The sequence below is a fragment of the Brucella sp. RRSP16 genome (assembly GCF_052246815.1).
In the GTDB taxonomy this organism is placed as follows: Bacteria; Pseudomonadota; Alphaproteobacteria; order Rhizobiales; family Rhizobiaceae; genus Brucella; species Brucella intermedia.
Window position 1 is genome coordinate 58,003 of the sequence record NZ_JBQQAM010000003.1, and the last position, 21,681, is coordinate 79,683.

Genomic DNA, 21,681 nt, shown 5'->3' on the forward strand with positions numbered 1-21,681 from the left:
AGTGACCGAATTCGTCTGCAGATCCATGACTGTCACGGCGATAACCCTTGCGATAAGTGCGCACGCCGGTGCGACATCGGCCAATGAGGTCGTTATCGCATCGACCGGAGGTGCTTACGATCGCGCCCTAAAAGAAGCCTGGTTCGATCCTTTTACTGAGCAGACGGGCATTCGCGTAAGAATGGTATCAGCAACCAATTCGGAAATGCGGGCGAAAGCCTCAGCAATGGTCAAGGCCGGAAACGTTTCCTGGGATCTTTATCTTGATGGAGAAATCCAGTCGGAATCCGAGGCTCATCGACTTGTAACCGAAGACCTGAGCGAGTTTTGTAAAGCATTCGCTGACCGGCCTGATTTGCCCGAGAATGCGTGTGCGCCGGGCGGTGCTTTGCTCCAGTCGACCGCAACGTTGCTCGTCTACCGGAAAGAAAAGGAAGGTCGACGGGAGCCGCGGACTTGGGCTGATATGTGGAATGTATCCGAGTTTCCAGGAGGCAGGGCATTCCCGAATTTTGACGATCCCTGGCGCGTGCTGGCCGCCGCACTACTTGCTGACGGTGTGAAACGCGATGAACTTTTCCCACTCGATGTTGATCGAGCATTCAAGAAACTGGACGAAATCCGTCCAGCCGTCTCGTTATGGTGGAAGAGCGGAGATCAAAGTGTCCAGGGGTTTCGCAACAACGAATATGCGCTCGGCCAAATCTGGCTTACCCGTGCACGTGCTCTGCAAGCTGAGGGGCGCCCAATCGGTTGGTCCTATGAAGCATCGTTCTTGGTTGGCGATCGCATTGCGCTAGTGAAGGGAGCGCCAAATCGGGAAAATGCACTCAAACTCATAGCTTTCTGGCTCGAGAATCCGATCGCCCAGGCAAAGGCTTGCGATGTCTTGGCCTGTACACCTCCGAGTACGGAAGCGATTGCAATGATGTCCGATGAAACCAGGAGTTTCATGCCGACAGCAATACAAGTTCGAGACACCGTCGTGGTTCCAGATGCCAAATGGATCAACGAGAATGCCAGGGTGTTACTGCAAAGATGGAACATGTGGGTTCGAGGTTGAACATCGCGAAAGTATGCAAACAGACGCCGGACCGTGTAGTTCCGGCGTCGTAATTTCGTCGAAACGTGCTGAACTGACCGCAAACGTGAAGCTCCAGCGGTGCTGGAAACATCTCCCGAGTTACAAGCACCTGTGGAGCGTAACCTTAAAGGTTAGATGACCCGGTAGTCGGCGGACTCGTAGCCAAGGACGCATGCCGTGCAATATACTCGATCCGAATTTTGATGTAACAAAAATATGATAATAACTCTCGATAATAGACTTTCAAACTTATTTTGGTTGACCAATGTGCAATTTTTATTAAAATTTATCGCACTTGTAAAAACTTTGTCGCAACATTTATCTCATCGGAGAAGATTGATCGTGAATCTCAACGTACCGATCTGCACAGAGAACCCACAGAGCTACCTCATACTAAGTCACATTCTCAGTGTCGGCGGTTACGTGCCAAGCCTCATGGACCTGCAAGCTTCATCGAACTTCGCAACGGAAGCAATTCCATATGCGATATTGTTTGATACAAGCGAGAACACGGAGCCCATTTTTGATGTCTGTGCTACCATCAAACAAAACCCCGCCACCAGAGATATAATTCTCGTAGCGCTGACTAAACCCTGTAATTCGACGAATTTTCTTGATTTTTTACAGGCTGGATTTGACGAAATTTTCCCTCATCCATTCGTGCCCGAGCGGGTTCTGTCCTTTTTACACAAACGGGAATCCATGCCACTGGAACGCAAGACACTGACGTCTGATCGTCGTGAACGTGTCCATATCGGCGATCTAAATATCCTGCCAGACGAAAGAATCCTGAGACTTGGGAGTCTGGAAATAAGGTTAACGCCCACCGAGTTTCGAATTCTGCGAGGGTTCATTGCCGCACCAGGACAGGTAATGAAGCGGGAGCAAATCATCAAGATCGGTTGGCCCGCGCATCACTATGTCCAACTGCGAACGGTGGACGTACATGTCGGCAATCTGAGGCGTCAGCTATGGAAATTGACCGGAAAGAACCTTATCCGAACAGTACATACGACAGGATATGCGTTCGAATTTTCACAATAAACTTATGAATGATAATAATGTAAATATTGTAATTAATATAAACTATAATTCTTCTTAACTGCTTTGTTGCGAATAATATTTCTTCCAGCTTTCATACTGGCACCACAATGGAGGATGTGATGCCAAGAATTCCGTTTGATTCATCTCAACGTCTATCTGGAACGGGTACTCGCAATACTGCGAAGTTGATCGATATTGCAGGCTCTCATTTCGAAGCGGCTCACCTTCAAGGTGTTATGGCGCTTTACGCGGTCCCGAGAGAAAGGCGCCAGGTCCAGTTACTCGGTCGCAACGACAATGTCATTGATTTCGTCCGGTGTTCCTATCTCGGGCTGGACAATCACCCACGTATCGTCGGGGGAGCCATTGAAGCAGTTCGACAAAACGGTAGCCTACATTGGTCCTGCGCGCGGACAAGGCTGAACTTCGCACAGCTTGGCGAACTCGAAGAGGCGCTTTCGCAGCTCTTCGAAGCCCGTTCAATTACCTATACGACCGTTCTGGCCGCTAACATGAGCGCACTTCCATTGGTTGCTTCTGGTCATCTGACTGGCGGTATAAAGCCAACGATGGTTTTCGATCGGTTTGCTCACGCGACCCTTGCCTACCACAAGAAAACAATGGCCGATGAAACCGCCGTTCAAACGATACCGCACAACGACTATGAAGCACTCGAGGACATCTGCAAAAAGAACCGAAACGTCGCATACATTTGCGATGGCGTGTACTCTATGGGAGGCGGCGCGCGCATCGATGAATTGAAACAGCTGCAAGAAAAATACGACTTGTTCTTGTACATTGACGATGCACATGGAGTATCCATTGTCGGTAAGGAAGGGCAGGGTTATGCGAGATCCCAATTCGATAACCTGGGAGACCGAACCATAATCGTCACATCGTTGGGCAAAGGATTTGGAGCATCTGGCGGGTTGCTGATGCTGGGAACCGCCCATCAGGAAAGTTTGTTTCGCCGTTATGCAATTGCACACGCATTCTCGGCATCACTCAATACAGCAGCTATTGGTGCAGCGTTGGCTTCAGCTGAAATCCATCGATCTCCAGAGCTTGGGCAACGACAAGCCGCGTTGCAGGACAATATCGCACTTTTTGACAGACTGATGCCCACAGCCCAATCGGGATCCACGCTGCCGATCCGCATTATCCGTATCGGCGATGAAATGACATCAATTGGGTGTGCTCAGGAACTTCTGAAACATAAATTCTACGCTTCAGCAATTTTCTTCCCAACGGTAGCCAGGGGAGAAGCAGGATTGCGTGTCTCTCTCACCGCCAGCCATCAGGCGGATGAGATCGAGAGTTTTTGTAGCGCAGTCAAAGAGCTCCTGGTCGACAACGGCTAGCCCCAACTGCCTCGGTTCCGCACAGAAGGGTTTCGATAGCCATCGCGTTATCAAGTCTCGTTCGCTCCGCGACGTCTCACTTGCATGACGATCAGCAGTAACTGATCGATATGTTGGTTTAGTGAGGGCGACTGCAGAGGTGCAAGCAGTTCAGCGACCGTAATGGAGAAAGGTGCTCTGTGCGTCGGAACGTGAAAAACTCAGGCCCTATGATGAAAAATCTTACGTATAAACACCGTGCTGAAGCGTTCGTCCTCGTTTCGAACCCCGATGAGGCAGGCAAATTTCTACACACCGAATTCAGTGCACAATTTGTGTCGATCGACATTATTGGTCGTGAGAGCGTCATCGGTTTTGGCGACGGTTACGCGTTTCTGCGACCCTTCACAAATGGCCTTCACCTTCGGGTGGAGGCGGCGGACTTTGTTACTTTCGTTGGAATACGATCTCTCCTCACTATCGGCCTCACTCTCAGCAAAAGGGGACCACAGGTGGGGTTTGACTGGATTTTTGAGAAGGAAGCGCGTTCAAGTGAGATGATCGACGCACTGTGAGCGGCTGTCGCTCATCGGTCACATAAAGGAAGCCCTTCCGATTTGTCAGCGTTCCGATTGGCGATCCCCTATTGCCCTGCGTTGAGAGCTTCATCGAGAAATCCGTTCCCTCTTGCTTCGACAGGAGTAATCAAAGATAGGCCCTTCAAATGGATAGTCGGGACCAAAATTCATTTAACTTATAATATGATTATAAGTTAAATTACTCTGCGCCGGTGGAGCGGATATGCTCGAATACGTTGCGTGCGAATTCAAACTGTCTCGCCGTTCCCCGACCCATCGAATTGCGCCCAAGCGTCTCGGTGAGGATGCCACGTTGCACCAGTTGTTCGACCGTTTCGATAACGCCGCCGCGCGTCAATCCGGTAATTTTCATTATAGATGAAAGGGTTAGTGGCTCATGAGCCTGATGCATCATGTACAGTACATTCAGCATCCCGATTTGTTTGATACGCGATTGCGGCGATTCATCTTCAATCGGTTTTTCCAGAATTTCCCGAAGGCCAAAAAGAGCCAGCGCCTGGTTTTGCCATCGTTCGCTTAAATTGCTTGCCATTTTTTTAACTATCGATTATTTGCATAGTAATGGAGTTGAGGCGAAACGTGTTCTGACAACTTGCCCAACAACAATAGGAGGATAGGAGGCATGAGCAACTTTCTCTTTCGTGGTGCCATCGCAGTTTTCGGACTCGGTGCATTATATCTCGGTTCCAGTCAAAACGCTCGTGCCGATGACTGGGGTTGTAAAGTTATCTTGTGCTTATCCAATCCCGGTGGGGCCACGCAATATGCACAATGCCGTCCACCGGTGCAAAAGCTATGGCGGTGGCTTGCCAGAGGCAAGTCGTTTCCAACCTGCAGCAGCGCAGGGTTTGAGAGCTCACGTCCTCGCTACGAACCGTATTATTGTAATGACGGTTATCGCCTTACCGTTTCTTACGCTGATCGCAGACGCGTAGTGTCTTGCGTCTCCACTTCGGCACAGGCTGTAAACAGCAGCCTGTGCAAACATCGCAGCGAACAGCTTCGCAATGACGATAGCCTGTTCGTTGATGCCAAATGGCAGTACGAAAAAGGCTACCGTCAGTGTATGGGCCATAAAACTGCTCGACCTCTTGTTCGCGAAAAACCTAACTACATTGATGTTACGATCGACGGTGTCGGCAAGCAGAGGGTGTGGTTCTAGTCATGCCCGTATGGTTTGTCGATCTTGCCCACAATTGCGCGCCGTCCGTTGCTACCGAAACGCTTGCCGGTATTGTCAGCCTCGAAAGCCGTTTCGAACCATTTAACATCCGCATCAATAGCGGCCCCCCTTTAAAGCAGCAGCCGGCCTCAAAAGCCGAGGCGATAGAAGTCGCCGCTGCCCTGGTCGCCGGGCATCAGGACATTCAGCTTGGTCTCGCGGGATTAGGTCTTGATGACCTCAGTAGGCTCAACCTCACGATCGCCGAAGCTTTCGATCCGTGCCTCAATCTGAAAGCGACCGCGACACTGCTTGACAGCACCTATCGTCGGGCCGTCCAGGCCGGTGCCGATGAAACCGAGGCCGGGAAGATCATGCTTCAGTCATTTTACGGTGGCGGAGATATCTCTGCCGGTTCATCCGCCGAATATGACAGCCAGGTTCAACGTGAGATCGAACGGCTAAAATCAACGAGCGCGACGTTGAGTGTCGGCAGCAGTCAAGATGGACAGCGCGAAGAATGGGCCGCTGCGACATCAAACGCTGTCGCAGAGAATCTCGGCCGGAAGGCCACCTCCGACGCCACCGCGCCTTCCTGGGATGTCTTCAAGTCCAGGCGTCAGTCGTCGGTCCTCGTTTTCCAGAACCAGCGTGGAGAAGAATAAAATGACCTATGGTTACCGTATGCGCTCGATTGCAACGTCCGCCATTATGACGACCATAATTTTCGCAACCCTGGTCGAACCGGCCTTCGCCCAGGCCGCAGGCATCGAGTCCATCCTTCAGAACATCGTCGATCTCCTCACAGGCAATGTCTTCAAGTTGATCGCGACCATCGCGGTCATACTGATCGCAGTCGCCTGGATGTTCGGTTACATGGACCTCCGTCGGGCTGGCTACTGGATCATCGGAATCGGCGTGATTGCCGGTTCTTCCGAGCTTGTCAGCACGATTGTCGGGAGTTGAGGCAATGTCGATCTCAAAGCCTGTGCTTGAGGAGGATACACTGTTCATCGCCTGTACCCGACCTGCCATGTTCGCAGGTGTCACCATGGAAGCCATGGGCATGAACGTCATCGCAACGACGATTTTCTATCTCGCAGCCGGTTCTGTCGTCTATGCGCTCGTAGGTGTGGTTTTTCATTGCATCTTCCGTGCGCTCGTCAGGCACGATCACAACATGTTTCGTATCGCCGTAGCCTGGGTCGAGACGCGTGGCCGGTCGCGAAACACCTCCCTGTGGGGTGGTGGCTCGATCACGCCGCTCAGACTCTCCCGCCGCTTCGACGAAAGGGATCTCGGTCTTGCCTGATACCGCAATCTTCAAGTCCCGGGAGCTCGGTCCCGAAACCTTCATTCCTTACGTGCGTCACGTCGATGAAACGACAATCGCCTTGAACTCGCGTTCGCTCATGGTGATGATTGCACTTGAAGGCGTTTCGTTCGAAACCGCAGATGTTCTGGATATCAACGCTCTGCACCGCGATATAAACACGCTCTACAAGAACATTTCCGATGAGCGGCTCGCACTATGGACCCATCTGATCCGTCGGCGTGACAAGACCTATCCCGACGGACGGTTTAATGCGAAATTCTCCGCTCAACTCAACGAAAATTATCGCCAGCGAATGGTGAGCGAAGATCTTTTTCGAAACGATCTATATCTGACGGTCGTCTGGTCACCCCTGCGCGATCCTGCCGAAAAAGCAGCAAACCTGCTTTCGCGTCTCATCCGTGCGCGCAACGGCGATATCGAATTCGACCACGAGGCACTGAAACAACTCCGCGACAAGGTGGTCGACATAACAGCAGGATTGAAACGCTTCGAGCCGCGAGTGTTATCGCTATACGATGCCGATGGCCTGCTTTTTTCCGAACCGTGCGAGGTCTTGCATCAACTCGTCGGCGGACGAAGGGAGCCGGTCCCGCTCACAGAGGGATGCATTGCCTCGGCGATCTATTCTGATCGTGTTATTTTCGGTCGGGAGACAATCGAAATCCGGCACGAGGCTGAAAGCCGCTTTACCGGGATGCTGAGCTTCAAGGAATACCCCGCTACCACGAAGCCGGGCATGTTGGATGCTGTCCTGATTAGCCCCTTCGAACTGATTTTGTCGCAATCCTTTTCCTTCGTCTCCAAGGCCGACGCCCGTACAATTATGGGGCGCAAGCAAAACCAGATGCTCAGCAGCAGTGACAAGGCTGCTTCGCAGATCGAAGAGCTCGACGACGCCATGGACGATCTGGAATCCAACCGTTTTGTTCTCGGCGAGCATCATCTGACACTGGCAGCGTTTGCCTCGTCAGTAAAAGAACTGAGCGACCACCTCGCAAAAGCGCGCGCAAGCCTCACCAATGGCGGTGCTGTTGTTGCGCGCGAAGACCTTGGTCTTGAAGCTGCGTGGTGGTCTCAACTCCCCGGCAATTTCAGATATCGCGCGCGCTCCGGTGCAATCAGCTCGCGGAATTTCGCAGCATTGTCGCCGTTCCATTCCTATCCAGGAGGCCAGAAGGACGACAACGAATGGGGCGCTGCCGTCGCGCTCCTCAAAACTGCATCCGGTTCGCCATACTATTTCAATTTCCATTACGGTGATCTTGGCAACGCTTTCATTTGCGGGCCATCGGGCGCGGGCAAGACCGTGTTGCTCAATTTCATGCTGTCCCAGCTTGAAAAGCACGATCCGCACGTGATCTTTTTTGACAAGGACCGCGGCGCCGATCTCTACATCCGAGCTGCTGGTGGCACCTATCATCCGCTTAAAAACGGGAAGCCCACCGGTTGTGCGCCACTTAAGGCACTCGACCTGACGCCAGAAAACAAGATCTTCCTCGCAGACTGGATTGGAAAGCTGGTGGGGCAGTTGTCTGTCACCGAACTGCGCGACATTGCCACCGCCATCGATGGGTTAGCGGATCTTCCGGTGGCACAACGTACGATCGGTGCACTCCGGACTTTCCTCGACAATACGAACCCCGAGGGCATTGCTGCCCGGCTGCGCCGATGGGAAAAGGAAGGGCCTCTTGGATGGGTCTTCGACAATGCCAATGATGAAACCGGTTTGGCAGAATTTGGGGCTGGTGGAAAACTGCTCGGATATGACATGACCGACTTCCTCGATAATGAGGAAATCCGCTCGCCCTTGATGGCTTATCTTTTCTACCGCGTGGAGCAACTCATCGACGGTAGGCGCATTGTCATCGTCATTGACGAGTTCTGGAAGGCTTTACAGGATGTCGCCTTCCTCGACCTTGCACAAAACAAGCTCAAGACGATCCGCAAGCAAAATGGCCTCATGCTGTTTGCGACGCAAAGTCCTCGAGACGCGATCAACTCATCGATCGCTCACACCATCATAGAGCAGTGCCCAACGAAAATTTTTCTTCCGAACGCACGCGGAAGCCATTCCGACTATGTCGACGGTTTCAAACTGACAGAACGTGAATACGAGCTGATCGCACGCGAACTCAGCATCGAAAGCCGCCGCTTCGTTCTCAAACAAGGTCATAACAGCGTCGTCGCCGAATTGAACCTCAACGGCTTTGACGATGAACTCGCCATTCTTTCCGGTCGGACTGCCAATGTCGAACTTGCAGATGCAATTCGAAGTGAAGTCGGCGACGGGCTTGAAAACTGGATGCCCCTTTTCCAGAAACGAAGGAGTGCAAGCTGATGATTGCGGATAAAATTCGGTGTGTGGCCATTGTTGCGGCGCTGATCTTCTCAGCCGGGACTGCGAGTGGTGAAGGAATTCCTGTCATCGACAGAACATCAATCCTCAAGCACATGGAGAGTATCGCGCAACTGAAATCGCAACTCGATGCGCTCCATCAGCAGATCGAGCAGGCGCAGCAACTTTATGGTTCGCTCAACAAACTGACCGACATGGCCGATGTTGCCAGCGTTCTTAACGATCCGGTCATTCGCAAGGCGCTGCCTCCAGATTTCGCAGCCATTGAAAGCTTGTTCAAGGGCGATGGATCAGGCGTGATCGGACAGTCTGCCTCAAGGTTTCTGGAGGGCAATTCGAACTTTCGCACCGACGCCGACGATTACTACGCAAAGGAGCTATCGCGCATTCAGAACAGTAATGCCGGGCAGATGAGTATCGGTCAGCAGATCTACGACGTAGCTACCAAACGCATCGACGGGATCGATGAGTTGCGAGAGAGAATATCTTCGGCCGGCGATGCCAAGGAAATCGCTGATCTCCAGGCGCGGCTTCAGGCGGAACAGGCTTTTCTCCAGACGGATGTGCTCCGAATGGAGGGGCTGCAAATGGTGCAACGCGCGCAGACACAGGTTGATGAACAGCGCAAAGCGGAAGACTGGCGCAAACGTATGGATTCGATGAAGGCTGCATTGCAATGAAACGGCTTGTTTCGATCGCTGTCCTTGTCTGCCTGACCGGGTGCTCAGAAGAGAAGGATCCAACCTTTCCCGTTGAGACGTTGATGGCGGACGAGACGCTGCTCAATCGCATCCTGGCCGAATGCCGCAATGATCCGGGCCATCTGCGCGGCACGCCAGGTTGTGTGAACGCCGAAGCGGCCGACGGAAAACGAAGGCTGCGCAAGATGCGCGAAACGTTGGGGAATTGATGCGATGTATCAGGTGTTCGACTTTATCGACGGGCAGTTCAAACAACCACTGGAAACGTTCGTTTCGGATGGAACGTCGAACATCGCACAATGGATAACAGGCCCGTTGACCGTTGCCGTCACCCTATACATCGTGCTTTATGGTTATCTGGTACTGCGGGGTTCGGTTAGCGAGCCGATCCTCGAATTTGTGTTTCGGGCGATCAAGCTCGCGATTATCGTAACGCTGGTCAAGAACGCCGGCGATTACCAGACCTACGTCACGAATGTTTTCTTTAATGTACTCCCGCATGAAATTGCCGGGGCGCTCAACTCCGGCACGGCTCCAGACTCCAGCACTTTTGACAGTCTTCTGGACAAGGGACAGGCGTCCGCCACCGACATCTGGTCGCGCGCTTCCTGGCCCATCGATATCGTTACAGGCGTTGCAGGAATATTGGTCATCGCGGTGAGCTTTCTGGTTGCGGGCATTGGCTATGTCGTCTCACTTTATGCGCGTCTGGCATTGGCAATCATACTGGCGATCGGGCCAATCTTCGTTGCATTGGCACTGTTTCAGTCGACCCGGCGTTTCACTGAGGCCTGGATCGGCCAACTCGTCAATTTCGTCATTCTGCAAGTCCTCGTCGTTGCGGTGGGTTCGTTACTGATCTCGTGTATCGATTCCACCTTTACTGCCATCAACGCCTATTCCGACGTCCTCATGCGTCCGATTGCCCTTTGCGCAATCGGGATCGCCGCGCTCTACGTCTTCTATCAACTCCCCGGCATTGCATCCGCCCTCGCTTCGGGTGGCGCATCACTTGCTTACGGTTACGGCGCGGCGCGTGATGCTCATGAGGGTATGCTTGCGCGCAGCACCAGAAGTACCGGGCGCGCCCTTAAACGCACTGTTCGTCTAGTGGGCCGAACGGTTGGCCCCAGAGGTACGAACACATGACTTTATCGAAAGAAGAGGTCTTTTCCGATGAACAGATTTTTCTGGTCCATTGCGCTGGCCGCATTGCTTGGCGGCTGCGCATCGTTGAACTATCCCTTGCCGAAGTGCGATGGCCAGACCCGCCGTCCGCTCAATCGCGCTATGTGGGAATGGGATGAAATCCGAAACCTGAAACCCCATCGCCAGGATACAAGATCATCAATGTCAGCATTGCCTTACGTTGAGCAGGGCAAAGAACCTGCGGCGTTTGCCCATCTCGATATCGCTGCATCGCATCGTTCTTGCGCGGGGTGAGGAGATGGTTACGACTGAAAGCCTCAAATCCTACTTCGAAAAAGCGCGCCGTTTTGACCAGGAGCGGATGATCCAGATAGAGCGATCGAACCGATTGGCCTGGTCTATCGCGTTGGCAGCAAGTCTGGTTGCGGTCGTCTCGATCCTTGCAGTCGCTGCGTTGACACCATTGAAAACGGTGGAGCCTTTCGTTGTTCGTGTCGACAATTCGACCGGTATCGTCGATGTGGTTTCGGCGCTGACTTCGACCGCCGGGACTTACGATGAAGCGGTGACAAAATATTTTGCCGCGAGATATGTTCGTGCCCGAGAAGGTTATGTCTGGAGTGAGGCACAGACAAATTTCAGGACGGTCGCGCTCCTCTCTACGCAAGCGGAACAGGATCGCTTTGCGAGCCACTATCGCGGTAGCAATCCGGATTCGCCGCAAGTCATCTATGGGCGTGCGGCGACGACCAAAATCAGGATCGCTTCAATCTCGCTTATAAATCAGAACGTAGCGTCCGTGCGTTATATGCGCACCGTCACTCGAGGTGACGAAGTCCGGACGACACACTGGATCGCAAGCCTGACCTATGCCTACGCCAATGCACCCATGTCCTCCACGGATCGTCTTGTGAACCCGCTTGGCTTTGCGGTTAGCGAATATCGTTCGGATCCGGAGGCGATCAATTGATAAGACAGACAGTCCTTTTATCTGCACTGTTTTCAGGAGCCGCCTTTCCGGGGCATGCACTCGAGATTCCGCACAGTGCCTCGCAGGATAGCCGCGTCCGCTTCGTCAATTATCAGCCCTTCAACATCACCAGGATCGTTGGTTCGTTACGATCCTCTGTTCAGGTTGAGTTTGCTGCAGACGAAGAGATCGCCCATGTCGCGCTTGGCAACAGTGTCGCCTGGGAAGTTGCACCAGCCGGCAATATTCTGTTTCTAAAGCCGCGCGAAAAACAGCCGGTCACCAACATTTCCGTTGTAACGACCAGACGCGACGGTTCCACTCGCAGCTACCAGATGGAATTGACCGCGCGTGACGGGACCGTCGAGGTTGGTCAGAACACCTATTTCTATTTGAAATTCCGGTATCCCGCAGATGAAGCAAACGCGCGACGACAGCAAGCTGCAGCACGTGCACGCGCTGCACAGGCGGAGGAAGCTGACGATGTGCTGGCCCTCCATGAAGCCTATGGGCCTCGTAACTGGCGTTATTCGGCGCAGGGGTCCCAGTCGCTCGAACCGCAAAGCGTCTACGATAACGGCAAGATCACGACTTTCGCTTTCGTGGGCAACCAGGAAATGCCGGCAATCTATATCGAAAACCCGGATGGCTCAGAAAGCCTGGTGTCGAAATCCGTCGACGGCAATCTAGTCATGGTTCACGCGATCAGCAGTAAGTTCATCCTGCGCCGCGGCAAGGACGTTTTGTGTGTCTTCAACGAAGCCTACAGCCGCGTCGGCATCAATCCGGATACCAACACCACGTCGCCCTCCGTAGAACGTGTAGTGAGATCCGATCCCGCGGAACAATAAAGGGGGAAAACATGGCAGACGAAGAAGAAGCCCGTATCCCCGGAGAGCGCACCGAGACGATCACCGATCAGCGCATCGACAGCAATCCGGCTGTCAAACGCGGCGCAATTGCACTCGCAGTAGTGGCGTTTATCGCCTTTGCCATATGGTCGACTTCCGGAAAGGACAACAAGGATCAACGCACCTACCCTGAGCGTGTGATCATTCGCCAAACCAACGCTTTTGAGCCAGCAAAGGAGAAGGTGGAGCCAGTTGCGCCTGTGCCTGCGCCAAAGACGGTGCTTCCAATACCCACGTTGGAGCCAGTTCCGGAAATAGAAGACAAGCTGCTCGATTCCGCACGTCGGGCACCCGTTCTGGCCTATAGCCGGGAACAGGGTAAGTCACCAGTGCGGCAATCCGGTGACAATCCGGCACAATCGATAGATGGTAACTTCTTGCCGCTCGATAGCAACGCGATGAGCCAGGGCCAGGTGAGCAACGATGAGCAACGGTTCGATAGTCTATTGCGACCGACACTTCTTGAAGGCGCACGCGCAGGAACGCTTGGCAATCGGAATTTCATCGTCGCGATGGGAAACTCCATTCCTTGCGTGCTCGAAACCGCACTCGCTTCCGATCAACCAGGTTTCACGAGTTGCGTCATTGACAGAGACGTCCTCTCCGACAATGGCAGGGTGGTATTGATGAAGAAGGGGACGCAGGTCTTTGGAGAGTACCGCGGAGGGCTTCAGCGCGGCCAGAAACGATTGCTCGTTTTGTGGAATAGAGCGAAGACGCCCGAAGGCGTGATCATCACGCTGGCATCTCCCGCGACCGACGCGCTTGGACGCTCTGGTTTCGATGGCCACGTCGATAGGCATTGGTGGGAACGCTTCGGAAGTGCGCTGCTTTTGTCGATTGTGGGCGACACAACCAGCTACGCCAGCAGTCGTTTGCAGAATAGCGGTGTCGAAGCGCAAGACACTATGAGCGCCGGTCAGCAAGCAGCGGCAATCGCAGTCGAGAAGTCGGTCGATATTCCCCCAACGCTAAACAAGCACCAAGGCGAGGTCGTCTCCATCTTTGTGGCTCGTGATCTCGATTTTTCGGATGTTTATCGCCTTCGCGTTACCGAACCGAAGAACCGCATCTTCGATCGGGCTATTTTGGGTGATTTCAAGCCGGAATCGAAAGTGGTGACGAAGTAAAGGTTGTAAAGTATGGACAGCACGAATGCAGCAGTCGTTCGCGAACTGTTGTCACCAATCGCGATCTTTCTCCAGGACAGGTCGCTTTATGAAGTGATCATCAATAAGCCTGGGCAGGTACTGACAGAAGGACCCGATGGATGGTGCTCCCATGATGCGCCGGGTCTGACCTTCGAAAGGCTTATGCGTCTTGCAAGGGCAGTTGCTACATTCTCGAACCAGTCTATCGATGAAAAGCGGCCAATTCTTTCGGCAACGCTTCCAGACGATGAACGCATTCAAATCGTCATACCGCCTGCAACCACGAATGCCACGGTCAGCATCACGATCCGCAAACCTTCATCTGTTGATTTCGCACTTGAGGACCTGGAGGATAACGGCTTCTTTTCCGAAGCGAGAAACACAGGCGCAGCCTGTCCAAGATCGGAAACCAAACTGGCGGAGTTATACCGCAACGGCGAATATAAGTTGTTTCTGCAGCACGCCGTCATTGCCCGTAAGAATGTCGTAATTTCCGGCGCTACGGGTTCTGCCAAAACAACCCTTGCAAAGGCCCTGATCAAACACATTCCAAACCATGAACGAGTGATTTCGATCGAGGACACACCAGAGCTGGTTATTCCTCAGCCCAACCATGTGCGTCTGTTCTATTCGAAGGGCGGACAGGGGTTATCCGGAGTCGGTCCCCGCGAGCTTCTGGAATCCTGTCTTCGCATGCGACCGGACCGTATTCTTCTGCAGGAACTGAGGGATGGCACAGCATTTCATTATATTCGAAACGTGAACTCGGGACATCCCGGCTCGATCACCACCGTTCATGCCGGATCGACACATCTCGCATTCGAGCAACTCGCCACCCTCGTCAAAGAATCGGAGGCGGGACGTGCTCTTGAGCGCGTCGAAGTGCTTTCGTCACTTAAGATTGCAATTGATATCGTGGTTCAATGCAGGCGAATTGACGGTTCTTTCAGGGCTACGGAGATTTACTTTCGCGACGAGTTGGAAAGCTAAGCTGAAATTAATGGGTGTCGTCCTTCTTGCTCCAGGCACGATCAGCGCTCAATCACCGATTGACCAAGGAAGTCCAGAAATGCGGCAATGCTCCGCGGAAGGTTTCGTCCCTGCATGGTTACGATTTGCAGCACACTGGCTTTCATGGTCTCGTCAACTACAGGAATGGCAACAATGTTTTCCGGAAGGGTATTGTCCTTACTGCCGGCTGAGCTGGAAAACATAATCGTTTCCGCGGCGAAGGCAAATACCTTCAGTGTTGCCATCGAGTTGGTGGAGAAAACGGGATCCATTGCCAGTCCCTTGGTAGCCAGAGCGGTGTCGATGAGCTGACGCTGGGTTCGGCCCTTGTCAGGCATGGCCATTGGTTCTGTTGACAGATCTGCAAGTGTAACCTGTTTCCGCCGGGCCAGCGGATGGGAGCGTGGAATCAGGGCGTACATTGGCCTTCTGGCGATACGCTCGATTTTCACCCCGGCAGGTGCGGAATAACTGTAGGTAATGCCGATATCAGCGTTGCCTTCATTGACGCGTTCGCAAATTTCTGACGAGTTTCCCACCCACACATGAAAAAGAACTCCCGGAAACTGCGCACGAAAATCAGCAATGATACGCGCCAGGCGATCGACCGCGAAGCCCTCGTAAGTTGCGACACGCACTAGCCCGCGCTGCGGACCGCGCATTTCCCGCACGTCAGCCAAAGCGCGTTCGGTGTCCAATGCGATACGCCTGACATGTTTGACCAGCAGTTCGCCTGCCGGGCTCAAAACCATCCCGCGCGGTCGGCGTTCGAATAGTTCCACAGCGAGCTCGGTTTCCAGTCGCGATATCTGGCGGCTGATCGCTGAACCCGAGACGTTCATCTGTGCGGAGGCCTCGGTAATCGAGCCTGTTCGGGCTACTTCCAGAAAATAGCGCAAGGCAATGTGCTGCATAACGGACTTTCTGCTTTGCCAAAAAAGCAACGATATGAACTAATTTATGAAATTGTGGCATGCCTGTCGGCTTGATATCAAGCCTGAACTGAGGATCGGCGGCACTTAGCGCCCCGATTTTGCTTTCAGGGAGGTTTTAATGTCTGTTTTCACCAGTGATGCCATTGCTGATGCAACGGCAATTCGCCAACAATTGCACAGCAATCCCGAGCTCAAGTATGAGGAACATGCAACGAGCGATCTGGTCGCTGAATTCCTGAAACAGCGCGGCTATGAAGTCAAAACCGGTCTCGCCGAAACGGGCGTTCTTGCCATCCTTGATACAGGGCGTCCCGGTTCCTCAATCGGCTTTCGTGCCGATATGGATGCATTGCCTATCCAGGAAGAAACCGGTTTGACTTACGCTTCGAAGACACCCGGCAAAATGCATGCGTGCGGCCACGACGGACATACCGCTTCGCTGTTGTTGGCGGCGGACAGACTTGCGCGGCATCATGAGCATCTTTCTGGTCGGATTACGCTGTTGTTCCAGCCAGCAGAAGAAGGCGGCCTTGGGGCCGCACGCATGATCGAAGAAGGCGCGCTGGACCGGGTCGAGACCATTTATGGTTATCACAACCGGCCCGGTTACCCATTAGGGCGGGTCTTTGCCAAGGCCGGACCTGCGATGGGTGGAAGTTCGCTTTATGAGGTCACCATAACGGGTAAGGGTGGTCATGCTTCCCGCCCCGACCTGGCCATCGATCCGGTATTTATCGGAGCAGGAGTTATTCAATCGTTGCAAAGTGTCATTGCTCGACGCGTGTCACCGCTGGACTCAGGTGTCGTTACGGTTACCCAATTCCATGGCGGCAATAGTCACAACGTCATTCCAGGCCAGGCAACAATGATGATCAACACGCGCGATGGCTCGCCTGAGGCTGCAGCGACAATCGACAGGGAACTTCGCCGGGTCGTTGCGCAGACTTGCGAGGCCTATGGTGCAAGCGTCAGACTGGAACAGACAATGCGGATTCCGCCTGTTGTCAATGACAGCGATGAAACGGACTTTACAATAAAGGTTGCTGTCGAGAGCTTCGGCGCTGAAAACGCCGGTTTCATGCATCAATTGCCCACGATGGGTGCGGAAGATTTTGCATTCTATCTGGAAAAGATTCCCGGTTGCTTCTTCTTTGTCGGTAACGGTGAAGATAGCGCCTACCTCCACCATCCGCATTATAACTATCGCGACGAAATATTGCCGGTGGCAGCGGGCATGTTCGTCGCAATAGCCGAACAGCGCCTCAAAAAAAATCCTTGAAAAGCCGGCTTCAGGTCGCGGTTTAACCCCTCTGCTTGAAGCCATTCATCATGATGCCGACCCTGAGTCGTCGGGAGGAACCGCATTACAAGGTGCGGATCGGACAGTACAGGGCCTGGAAGGGAAGAATTAATATGCAACGTTTTTTCAATGCGATCGAACGGGCGGGCAATAAACTGCCGCATCCCGTCATCCTTTTCGCATCTCTTTGTGTTGTCGTCGCACTTTTATCATGGGTTCTGGCAATCTACGGCGTATCAGGAGTAAATCCGAAAACCGGCGCAAGTGTCACCGTCAAAAGCCTCGTGTCTGGCGAAGGACTGGTATTTGCTCTGACCACCGTGGCCAAGAATTTTGTGATGTTTCCACCACTCGGTGTGGTGCTCGTTATTATGCTTGCCATCGGAGTTGCGGACAAGACAGGTCTTATTGCTGCACTGATGCAGGTCAGCGTGATGAAAGCCCCCCGCTATCTGACTACATTCGTTATTTTTCTGGTTGGCATGTGCAGCCACGTTGCGTCTGATGCGGCCTATATTATCCTTATCCCGCTTTCAGCGATGATTTTCCAGGCAATGGGCCGGAATCCTCTGGTGGGTGCAGTGACAGGATATGTAGCTGTCGGAGCTGGCTATGATGCGAGCCTGCTGATCACGCCAGCAGACGTTATACTCTCAGGTATTACAACAAGTGCTGCACACACTGTCGATGCAAACGCATACGTATCGCCTATCGACAACTACTATTTCATTGCGTCCTCAGCGATCATACTTTCAATTGTTGGCGCATTCATTATCGAGCGAATTGTCGAACCTGTGGCTGGTACCTATCGTGGTAGTGTGGTGCTCGATGTTCATCCTGTCAGTGAACTGGAGCTGAAAGGGTTGAAGCGCGTTGGTTGGGCAACCCTGGCACTCATAGCCATTATAGTCGCAGCCGTAGTGCCAGCCGGATCTCCGCTTCGCAATGAAAATGGTGGACTGGTACCTTCACCATTCCTGGAAAGCGCAGTGGCTATTTTTGCCATATTCTTCCTCTTCCTCGGCTGGATCTATGGCCGGACTGTCGGTAAAATCAAAACGTCACAAGATGGCATAAACTTCATGGCAGAAGCAGTGAAGGAGCTTGCACCGACATTGGTTCTGTTCTTTGCCATTTCGCAGTTCCTTGCCTGGTTCAAGTGGACAAACCTGGGGGAGTGGATCGCCGTAGGCGGCTCTCACATGCTCGATGCCAGCGGATTTGGCGGCATCCCGCTTCTGGTATCGTTTGTCGTACTGGCTACCGTCATGAACCTGTTTATCACGTCGGGGTCTGCGCAATGGTCCTTGATGGCACCTATTTTCGTGCCGATGATGATGCTGGTTGGTTTCGAACCGGCACTCATTCAGGCAGCTTTCCGCATCGCTGACTCCTCTACCAATATCGTGACGCCGATGAGCCCCTATTTCGCGGTCTGCCTCGCATTCTTGCAGAGGTATCAAAAGGATGCGGGTATCGGAACGCTTGCGTCGATGACAATCCCCGTCGCACTCGGTTTTCTTGTCTCGTGGTTGTTGTTCCTTATCCTCTGGATGGAACTCGGTCTGCCGATCGCACCGGGCGTGGGGTTGTTTATCCAATAGCGAGTCGCCGGGCGTTCATCTGTAATGCCAGTAAATTGTCTGAACCAGAGCTCCCTGGCAACCGTCAGGGAGCCGTTGGGCATATACGCGGGATTTCAGGGTGGTACGACGATAGTAATCAGCTCTGGAGGAGCTGATTACAGTTTCTATCAGGTCGCGCCACGCCGCTATCGTCGGAAGCATATTGTTTTTTCCGTCACAAAACGGGTGAAGCAGAAGTACGCGACCGACACCAATAATTATGCTGCTTTATCCTCTACAAGACGGTCTCTTCCCCGCTGCTTGGCTTTATAAAGATTCGTATCTGCACGCGCGATTGCAGAGTTGAACGGTTCACCTTGTTCCAGCGTTGTTAAGCCAAAACTTGCGGTCAGATGGAGATGCGCAGATATATGAGGCCATTTTCGTGAAGCGAACTCCAGCCGCAATGCCTCAATTAGCGTGACTCCAATGTGCATGGAGGTTCCAGGTAACAAAATTGCAAATTCTTCACCACCCAAACGGGCCACGCAGCTTCCACGCCCTGCCCATTTTTGTAACAGCTGGGCGAAATCAACTATAATCATATCGCCGGCGTGATGGCCAAATCGATCGTTCACCATCTTGAAGTGATCAATGTCTGCCAGGACAATTGTCACTGGTTCGCGCGCTCCTTGGTCAAGGTGAACCGAACTTATAAATGCCTGCATACCTCTTCGGTTACGCACCTGGGTTAGAGGGTCGGTGTGAGCCAACTCACGATAATGATGAATTGCATCCACGCCAGCTGCGATGACAATCGCAAAGGTCGTCAAGACGCCGCCAAAAAGACCTGTATACTGAACCATGACCCCTGGAAATGAGTTGCTCCACGAGCCAATCGGGCCCTCAATATCGTTGGATGATAAGTAGAATATACATTGGAATATAATTGAAGAAGCAATGATAATGAATGCTGCTATAAATATCTTGTCAGAAGCCGTCTTCTTCAGCGACTTTACACGCCAAAGAGAAATTAATATCAGCGATGCTGTGCCTACAAGTATCGATAAAGTCTCTAGCCGTACGCTTTGGTAAAGTATCAGTGATAGGGCGGCTGTGCAGAGGAATAAGCCTGCAACGAGCCAATCCAGAGCTTGAACGTTACCAGGTTTGAAGCGTTCTGTAAGTGCTCGACAGCAAATGAGGACGCCAGTCAGGATCAGCGCGTCTTCCCACAGCGGTTTAATCGCCGAGAATGTTTCGGTACGGATAAGCATGAAGCCATAGCCGGTTCCAAGCAGGCAAAGTCCGACACCCCAACGGGTGGTCTGAACTCCAAACCGGCCTGCAACGATCAAACCAGTACCGCAAAAAAGGATCAATAACGGAACGGACCATTCCAACGAGGAATTGATCATTTAATGTGGCCTTCTTAGAATGCAGTCAGGTCGTATTGGCAGCGAAAAAGGAACGTATGATCAAGAACCATGCATTGTTACGCTTCATCAGTTCATCTGCCGGCTCCGCTTTCCCAAAACACCGGCGAGCGGAAGAGCTCTCGCAGACGGATTGAAAGGCCATTTCTACTGGCAGTAAGGTGGCTTCTTGTCACCGACCATGCCGCAACCACGCTTGATTTCATCCCTGATCATGTCGCACGAATTGCTTGCATTACACGGCGGGTGCGTTGCAGGTGAGATCTCCTTGCATTGATTAACAAGAACGTTTGCTGCCTTCGCACCGATCTCCTGTCTGCATTCTGTCGAGGATTCGGTGTCAGCCTCGTCGGCCATTTTTTTCAGCCAGCCTAATTGTTGGTTAAGGAGATCAGCTCTTTGGCGTGTTAGAAATTCCTTGCAATCTGCTTCTGAAACCATGATCGCATAGTTTACTTGCTGATATCGGCACTCACTATCGCGATACTTGATCCAGTTGCGTTGGCTCTCCTTGAGCTGCATTTGATTTGAGGCAGGCAGAGAGTTGACTACTTGGCTATAGAGATTATTCAGTCTGCGGTCTGCCGCTTTCAGGTCGGCGTATGCGACCGACGACTGCATTATTGCGAGGATAAGGAAACCCGCAGTCGCTAAACGTTTCATGTCCTGTCCCAACCTCTTGTTGTCGTGCATCCTTCAGTCCAGACGGTACCAGTTCCCGTTGCAATAAACTACTTGGTCGTGTAGCCGCCATTTACCAGAATGGTCTGACCGGTCATCCACCAGCCTTCAGAGACCAGAAGTCGTACCCAGGGAACTATGTCCCCAATATCTGTCAGTCCTGTTTTCGAGAAATTCGACAACGCTGCAGCTGTTTTGTGATAGGCAACCGCGTCGGCGCCTTCAGCTGGGTAAAAAAACGGCGTATCCATCGGGCCAGGTCCGATAGCGGTTACTGAAATACCTCGTTCTCCAAATTCCTTTGAAGCTGCGCGCGTGAAGTGTTCCACCGGAGCTTTTGTGCCGGCATAGCTGGAGTAGAATGGCGTATAGGCGCCGAGCAGGGAGGTGACGAGCGTGCAGATCTTGCCATTGTCCTTTATTTGTTTGCCGGCTTCCTTGATGAAGAAAAAAGCGGCTTTGGCGTTCACCGCAGACATCTCGTCGTATTCGGCTTCCGAAATCTCGGCCATTGGCTTCTTCAATACCTTGCCGACGGTATTAATAGCAATATCCGGCTTGCCAACTGCTGCAATGGTGTCGGCAAACAACTTCTCGGTTGCACCGGCTGTGACAAGGTTTGCCTGAAAGGCGACTGCCTGGGCACCCAATGCCTTCACTGCGGCTACCGTATCGTCGGCATCGGCCTTACTCGTCGCGCTGTTGTAGTGAATCGCAATCGCCCCTGCGCCGTGTACGGCGAGATCCCGCGCAATGAGTCCGCCAAGATTCTTCGCGCCGCCAGCAATAAGAACGGTTTTACCTTTGATGGAATGATCAACCATTAACGCGACTCCTTCAACTTTTTATCTACAGGTAACCCGGAGGCTCTTTCCGGCTACGTCTTGAATAAATCGGGAGACCGCTGTCAGTTAAATGAGGGCGGACTGACAGCGGTCTGTCACGATTGC

24 protein-coding genes are annotated in these 21,681 nt (G+C 52.8%); 19 read left to right on the top strand and 5 right to left on the bottom strand.

Translation table 11 applies throughout. From position 1 onward, the window contains the following. Positions 1-25: 25 nt before the first annotated feature. The 4 genes from ACS5UA_RS05810 to ACS5UA_RS05825 all read left to right on the top strand — a co-directional run bounded on the left by ACS5UA_RS05810 (position 26) and on the right by ACS5UA_RS05825 (position 4,043). The gene (locus ACS5UA_RS05810) at positions 26-1,063 is read left to right on the top strand and encodes an ABC transporter substrate-binding protein (protein WP_050791035.1); all 1,038 of its coding nucleotides are present in this window, start codon (positions 26-28) and stop codon (positions 1,061-1,063) included. Positions 1,064-1,426: 363 nt separating this feature from the next. Further along, positions 1,427-2,128 (top strand): winged helix-turn-helix domain-containing protein, encoded by a 702-nt coding sequence (locus tag ACS5UA_RS05815; RefSeq protein WP_443101228.1) that lies wholly within the window; start codon positions 1,427-1,429, stop codon positions 2,126-2,128. Between the two features lie 119 nt (positions 2,129-2,247). Continuing rightward, a complete protein-coding gene (locus tag ACS5UA_RS05820) occupies positions 2,248-3,489 on the top strand; it encodes an 8-amino-7-oxononanoate synthase family protein (protein ID WP_006472030.1) in 1,242 nt (413 codons plus the stop codon). A 212-nt stretch (positions 3,490-3,701) separates the two neighbouring features. Further along, positions 3,702-4,043 carry a hypothetical protein gene (locus tag ACS5UA_RS05825; protein WP_176074287.1) on the top strand — a complete coding sequence of 114 codons (342 nt, stop codon included), beginning with the start codon at positions 3,702-3,704 and terminating at the stop codon, positions 4,041-4,043. 202 nt (positions 4,044-4,245) lie between these two features. On the opposite strand, the gene ACS5UA_RS05830 is transcribed toward ACS5UA_RS05825, so the two are convergent. Beyond that, positions 4,246-4,599, bottom strand: coding sequence for a hypothetical protein (locus ACS5UA_RS05830; RefSeq protein ID WP_006468244.1), 354 nt, complete (start codon positions 4,597-4,599; stop codon positions 4,246-4,248). Positions 4,600-4,689: 90 nt separating this feature from the next. On the opposite strand from ACS5UA_RS05830, the gene ACS5UA_RS05835 reads away from it, so the two are divergent. Genes ACS5UA_RS05835 through virB11 form a run of 13 tightly spaced genes read left to right on the top strand, consistent with a single transcriptional unit; the run spans position 4,690 to position 14,793 of the window. Continuing rightward, entirely contained in the window at positions 4,690-5,229 is a 540-nt protein-coding gene (locus ACS5UA_RS05835; RefSeq protein ID WP_164874698.1) for a hypothetical protein, read from the top strand. Positions 5,230-5,231: 2 nt separating this feature from the next. Next, positions 5,232-5,894, top strand: coding sequence for a lytic transglycosylase domain-containing protein (locus ACS5UA_RS05840; RefSeq protein ID WP_006472032.1), 663 nt, complete (start codon positions 5,232-5,234; stop codon positions 5,892-5,894). 1 nt (position 5,895) lies between these two features. After that, the gene (locus ACS5UA_RS05845; RefSeq protein WP_112700871.1) at positions 5,896-6,195 is read left to right on the top strand and encodes a TrbC/VirB2 family protein; all 300 of its coding nucleotides are present in this window, start codon (positions 5,896-5,898) and stop codon (positions 6,193-6,195) included. Between the two features lie 4 nt (positions 6,196-6,199). Then, on the top strand, positions 6,200-6,541 hold the full coding sequence (locus tag ACS5UA_RS05850; protein WP_006468248.1) for a type IV secretion system protein VirB3: 342 nt from the start codon (positions 6,200-6,202) through the stop codon (positions 6,539-6,541). Continuing rightward, positions 6,534-8,903, top strand: a complete 2,370-nt coding sequence (locus ACS5UA_RS05855; protein WP_443101229.1) for a VirB4 family type IV secretion/conjugal transfer ATPase — start codon at positions 6,534-6,536, stop codon at positions 8,901-8,903. Before ACS5UA_RS05850 ends, ACS5UA_RS05855 begins: the two co-directional genes overlap by 8 nt. Further along, the gene (gene virB5 / locus ACS5UA_RS05860) at positions 8,903-9,601 is read left to right on the top strand and encodes a P-type DNA transfer protein VirB5 (protein WP_006468250.1); all 699 of its coding nucleotides are present in this window, start codon (positions 8,903-8,905) and stop codon (positions 9,599-9,601) included. The genes ACS5UA_RS05855 and virB5 overlap by 1 nt, the downstream gene beginning before the upstream one ends. After that, entirely contained in the window at positions 9,598-9,831 is a 234-nt protein-coding gene (locus tag ACS5UA_RS05865; protein ID WP_006468251.1) for an EexN family lipoprotein, read from the top strand. Before virB5 ends, ACS5UA_RS05865 begins: the two co-directional genes overlap by 4 nt. Positions 9,832-9,835: 4 nt before the next feature. Next, positions 9,836-10,771, top strand: a complete 936-nt coding sequence (locus ACS5UA_RS05870; protein ID WP_006468252.1) for a type IV secretion system protein — start codon at positions 9,836-9,838, stop codon at positions 10,769-10,771. Between the two features lie 27 nt (positions 10,772-10,798). Beyond that, positions 10,799-11,065, top strand: coding sequence for a hypothetical protein (locus ACS5UA_RS05875; protein WP_063881586.1), 267 nt, complete (start codon positions 10,799-10,801; stop codon positions 11,063-11,065). A 4-nt stretch (positions 11,066-11,069) separates the two neighbouring features. Further along, positions 11,070-11,741, top strand: coding sequence for a virB8 family protein (locus tag ACS5UA_RS05880; protein ID WP_006468254.1), 672 nt, complete (start codon positions 11,070-11,072; stop codon positions 11,739-11,741). After that, the gene (gene virB9, locus ACS5UA_RS05885) at positions 11,738-12,592 is read left to right on the top strand and encodes a P-type conjugative transfer protein VirB9 (protein WP_006468255.1); all 855 of its coding nucleotides are present in this window, start codon (positions 11,738-11,740) and stop codon (positions 12,590-12,592) included. Before ACS5UA_RS05880 ends, virB9 begins: the two co-directional genes overlap by 4 nt. An 11-nt stretch (positions 12,593-12,603) precedes the next feature. After that, complete coding sequence (gene virB10 / locus ACS5UA_RS05890) at positions 12,604-13,782, top strand: type IV secretion system protein VirB10 (RefSeq protein WP_112700869.1); 1,179 nt, start codon at positions 12,604-12,606, stop codon at positions 13,780-13,782. Positions 13,783-13,794: 12 nt separating this feature from the next. Beyond that, positions 13,795-14,793 (top strand): P-type DNA transfer ATPase VirB11, encoded by a 999-nt coding sequence (virB11, locus tag ACS5UA_RS05895; RefSeq protein WP_112700868.1) that lies wholly within the window; start codon positions 13,795-13,797, stop codon positions 14,791-14,793. A gap of 41 nt (positions 14,794-14,834) precedes the next feature. Here virB11 and ACS5UA_RS05900 read toward each other — a convergent pair whose 3' ends face one another. Further along, on the bottom strand, positions 14,835-15,728 hold the full coding sequence (locus ACS5UA_RS05900; protein WP_021585419.1) for a LysR family transcriptional regulator: 894 nt from the start codon (positions 15,726-15,728) through the stop codon (positions 14,835-14,837). 139 nt (positions 15,729-15,867) lie between these two features. Here ACS5UA_RS05900 and ACS5UA_RS05905 point away from each other — a divergent pair, with 139 nt between their 5' ends. After that, on the top strand, positions 15,868-17,028 hold the full coding sequence (locus tag ACS5UA_RS05905) for a M20 metallopeptidase family protein (RefSeq protein WP_036587040.1): 1,161 nt from the start codon (positions 15,868-15,870) through the stop codon (positions 17,026-17,028). Positions 17,029-17,162: 134 nt separating this feature from the next. Further along, positions 17,163-18,653 carry an AbgT family transporter gene (locus tag ACS5UA_RS05910; protein WP_006472036.1) on the top strand — a complete coding sequence of 497 codons (1,491 nt, stop codon included), beginning with the start codon at positions 17,163-17,165 and terminating at the stop codon, positions 18,651-18,653. A gap of 239 nt (positions 18,654-18,892) precedes the next feature. On the opposite strand, the gene ACS5UA_RS05915 is transcribed toward ACS5UA_RS05910, so the two are convergent. The 3 genes from ACS5UA_RS05915 to ACS5UA_RS05925 form a co-directional block, all read right to left on the bottom strand. Continuing rightward, positions 18,893-20,032, bottom strand: a complete 1,140-nt coding sequence (locus ACS5UA_RS05915) for a GGDEF domain-containing protein (RefSeq protein ID WP_006468261.1) — start codon at positions 20,030-20,032, stop codon at positions 18,893-18,895. Between the two features lie 165 nt (positions 20,033-20,197). Next, positions 20,198-20,713: a lysozyme inhibitor LprI family protein gene (locus ACS5UA_RS05920; protein WP_244629952.1), complete on the bottom strand. Its 516-nt coding sequence runs from the start codon at positions 20,711-20,713 to the stop codon at positions 20,198-20,200. Positions 20,714-20,781: 68 nt separating this feature from the next. Then, complete coding sequence (locus ACS5UA_RS05925) at positions 20,782-21,555, bottom strand: SDR family oxidoreductase (protein WP_006468263.1); 774 nt, start codon at positions 21,553-21,555, stop codon at positions 20,782-20,784. Between the last annotated feature and the right edge of the window lie 126 nt (positions 21,556-21,681).

What these genes read in the sequence shown, in the direction of transcription:
- ACS5UA_RS05810 (WP_050791035.1), top strand. Translation starts at nt 26, where the DNA reads ATGACTGTCACGGCGATAACCCTTGCGATAAGTGCGCACGCCGGTGCG.
- ACS5UA_RS05820 (WP_006472030.1), top strand. Translation starts at nt 2,248, where the DNA reads ATGCCAAGAATTCCGTTTGATTCATCTCAACGTCTATCTGGAACGGGT.
- ACS5UA_RS05825 (WP_176074287.1), top strand. Translation starts at nt 3,702, where the DNA reads ATGAAAAATCTTACGTATAAACACCGTGCTGAAGCGTTCGTCCTCGTT.
- ACS5UA_RS05830 (WP_006468244.1), bottom strand. Translation starts at nt 4,599, where the DNA reads ATGGCAAGCAATTTAAGCGAACGATGGCAAAACCAGGCGCTGGCTCTT.
- ACS5UA_RS05835 (WP_164874698.1), top strand. Translation starts at nt 4,690, where the DNA reads ATGAGCAACTTTCTCTTTCGTGGTGCCATCGCAGTTTTCGGACTCGGT.
- ACS5UA_RS05840 (WP_006472032.1), top strand. Translation starts at nt 5,232, where the DNA reads ATGCCCGTATGGTTTGTCGATCTTGCCCACAATTGCGCGCCGTCCGTT.
- ACS5UA_RS05845 (WP_112700871.1), top strand. Translation starts at nt 5,896, where the DNA reads ATGACCTATGGTTACCGTATGCGCTCGATTGCAACGTCCGCCATTATG.
- ACS5UA_RS05850 (WP_006468248.1), top strand. Translation starts at nt 6,200, where the DNA reads ATGTCGATCTCAAAGCCTGTGCTTGAGGAGGATACACTGTTCATCGCC.
- virB5 (WP_006468250.1), top strand. Translation starts at nt 8,903, where the DNA reads ATGATTGCGGATAAAATTCGGTGTGTGGCCATTGTTGCGGCGCTGATC.
- ACS5UA_RS05865 (WP_006468251.1), top strand. Translation starts at nt 9,598, where the DNA reads ATGAAACGGCTTGTTTCGATCGCTGTCCTTGTCTGCCTGACCGGGTGC.
- ACS5UA_RS05870 (WP_006468252.1), top strand. Translation starts at nt 9,836, where the DNA reads ATGTATCAGGTGTTCGACTTTATCGACGGGCAGTTCAAACAACCACTG.
- ACS5UA_RS05875 (WP_063881586.1), top strand. Translation starts at nt 10,799, where the DNA reads ATGAACAGATTTTTCTGGTCCATTGCGCTGGCCGCATTGCTTGGCGGC.
- ACS5UA_RS05880 (WP_006468254.1), top strand. Translation starts at nt 11,070, where the DNA reads ATGGTTACGACTGAAAGCCTCAAATCCTACTTCGAAAAAGCGCGCCGT.
- virB10 (WP_112700869.1), top strand. Translation starts at nt 12,604, where the DNA reads ATGGCAGACGAAGAAGAAGCCCGTATCCCCGGAGAGCGCACCGAGACG.
- virB11 (WP_112700868.1), top strand. Translation starts at nt 13,795, where the DNA reads ATGGACAGCACGAATGCAGCAGTCGTTCGCGAACTGTTGTCACCAATC.
- ACS5UA_RS05900 (WP_021585419.1), bottom strand. Translation starts at nt 15,728, where the DNA reads ATGCAGCACATTGCCTTGCGCTATTTTCTGGAAGTAGCCCGAACAGGC.
- ACS5UA_RS05905 (WP_036587040.1), top strand. Translation starts at nt 15,868, where the DNA reads ATGTCTGTTTTCACCAGTGATGCCATTGCTGATGCAACGGCAATTCGC.
- ACS5UA_RS05910 (WP_006472036.1), top strand. Translation starts at nt 17,163, where the DNA reads ATGCAACGTTTTTTCAATGCGATCGAACGGGCGGGCAATAAACTGCCG.
- ACS5UA_RS05915 (WP_006468261.1), bottom strand. Translation starts at nt 20,032, where the DNA reads ATGATCAATTCCTCGTTGGAATGGTCCGTTCCGTTATTGATCCTTTTT.
- ACS5UA_RS05920 (WP_244629952.1), bottom strand. Translation starts at nt 20,713, where the DNA reads ATGAAACGTTTAGCGACTGCGGGTTTCCTTATCCTCGCAATAATGCAG.
- ACS5UA_RS05925 (WP_006468263.1), bottom strand. Translation starts at nt 21,555, where the DNA reads ATGGTTGATCATTCCATCAAAGGTAAAACCGTTCTTATTGCTGGCGGC.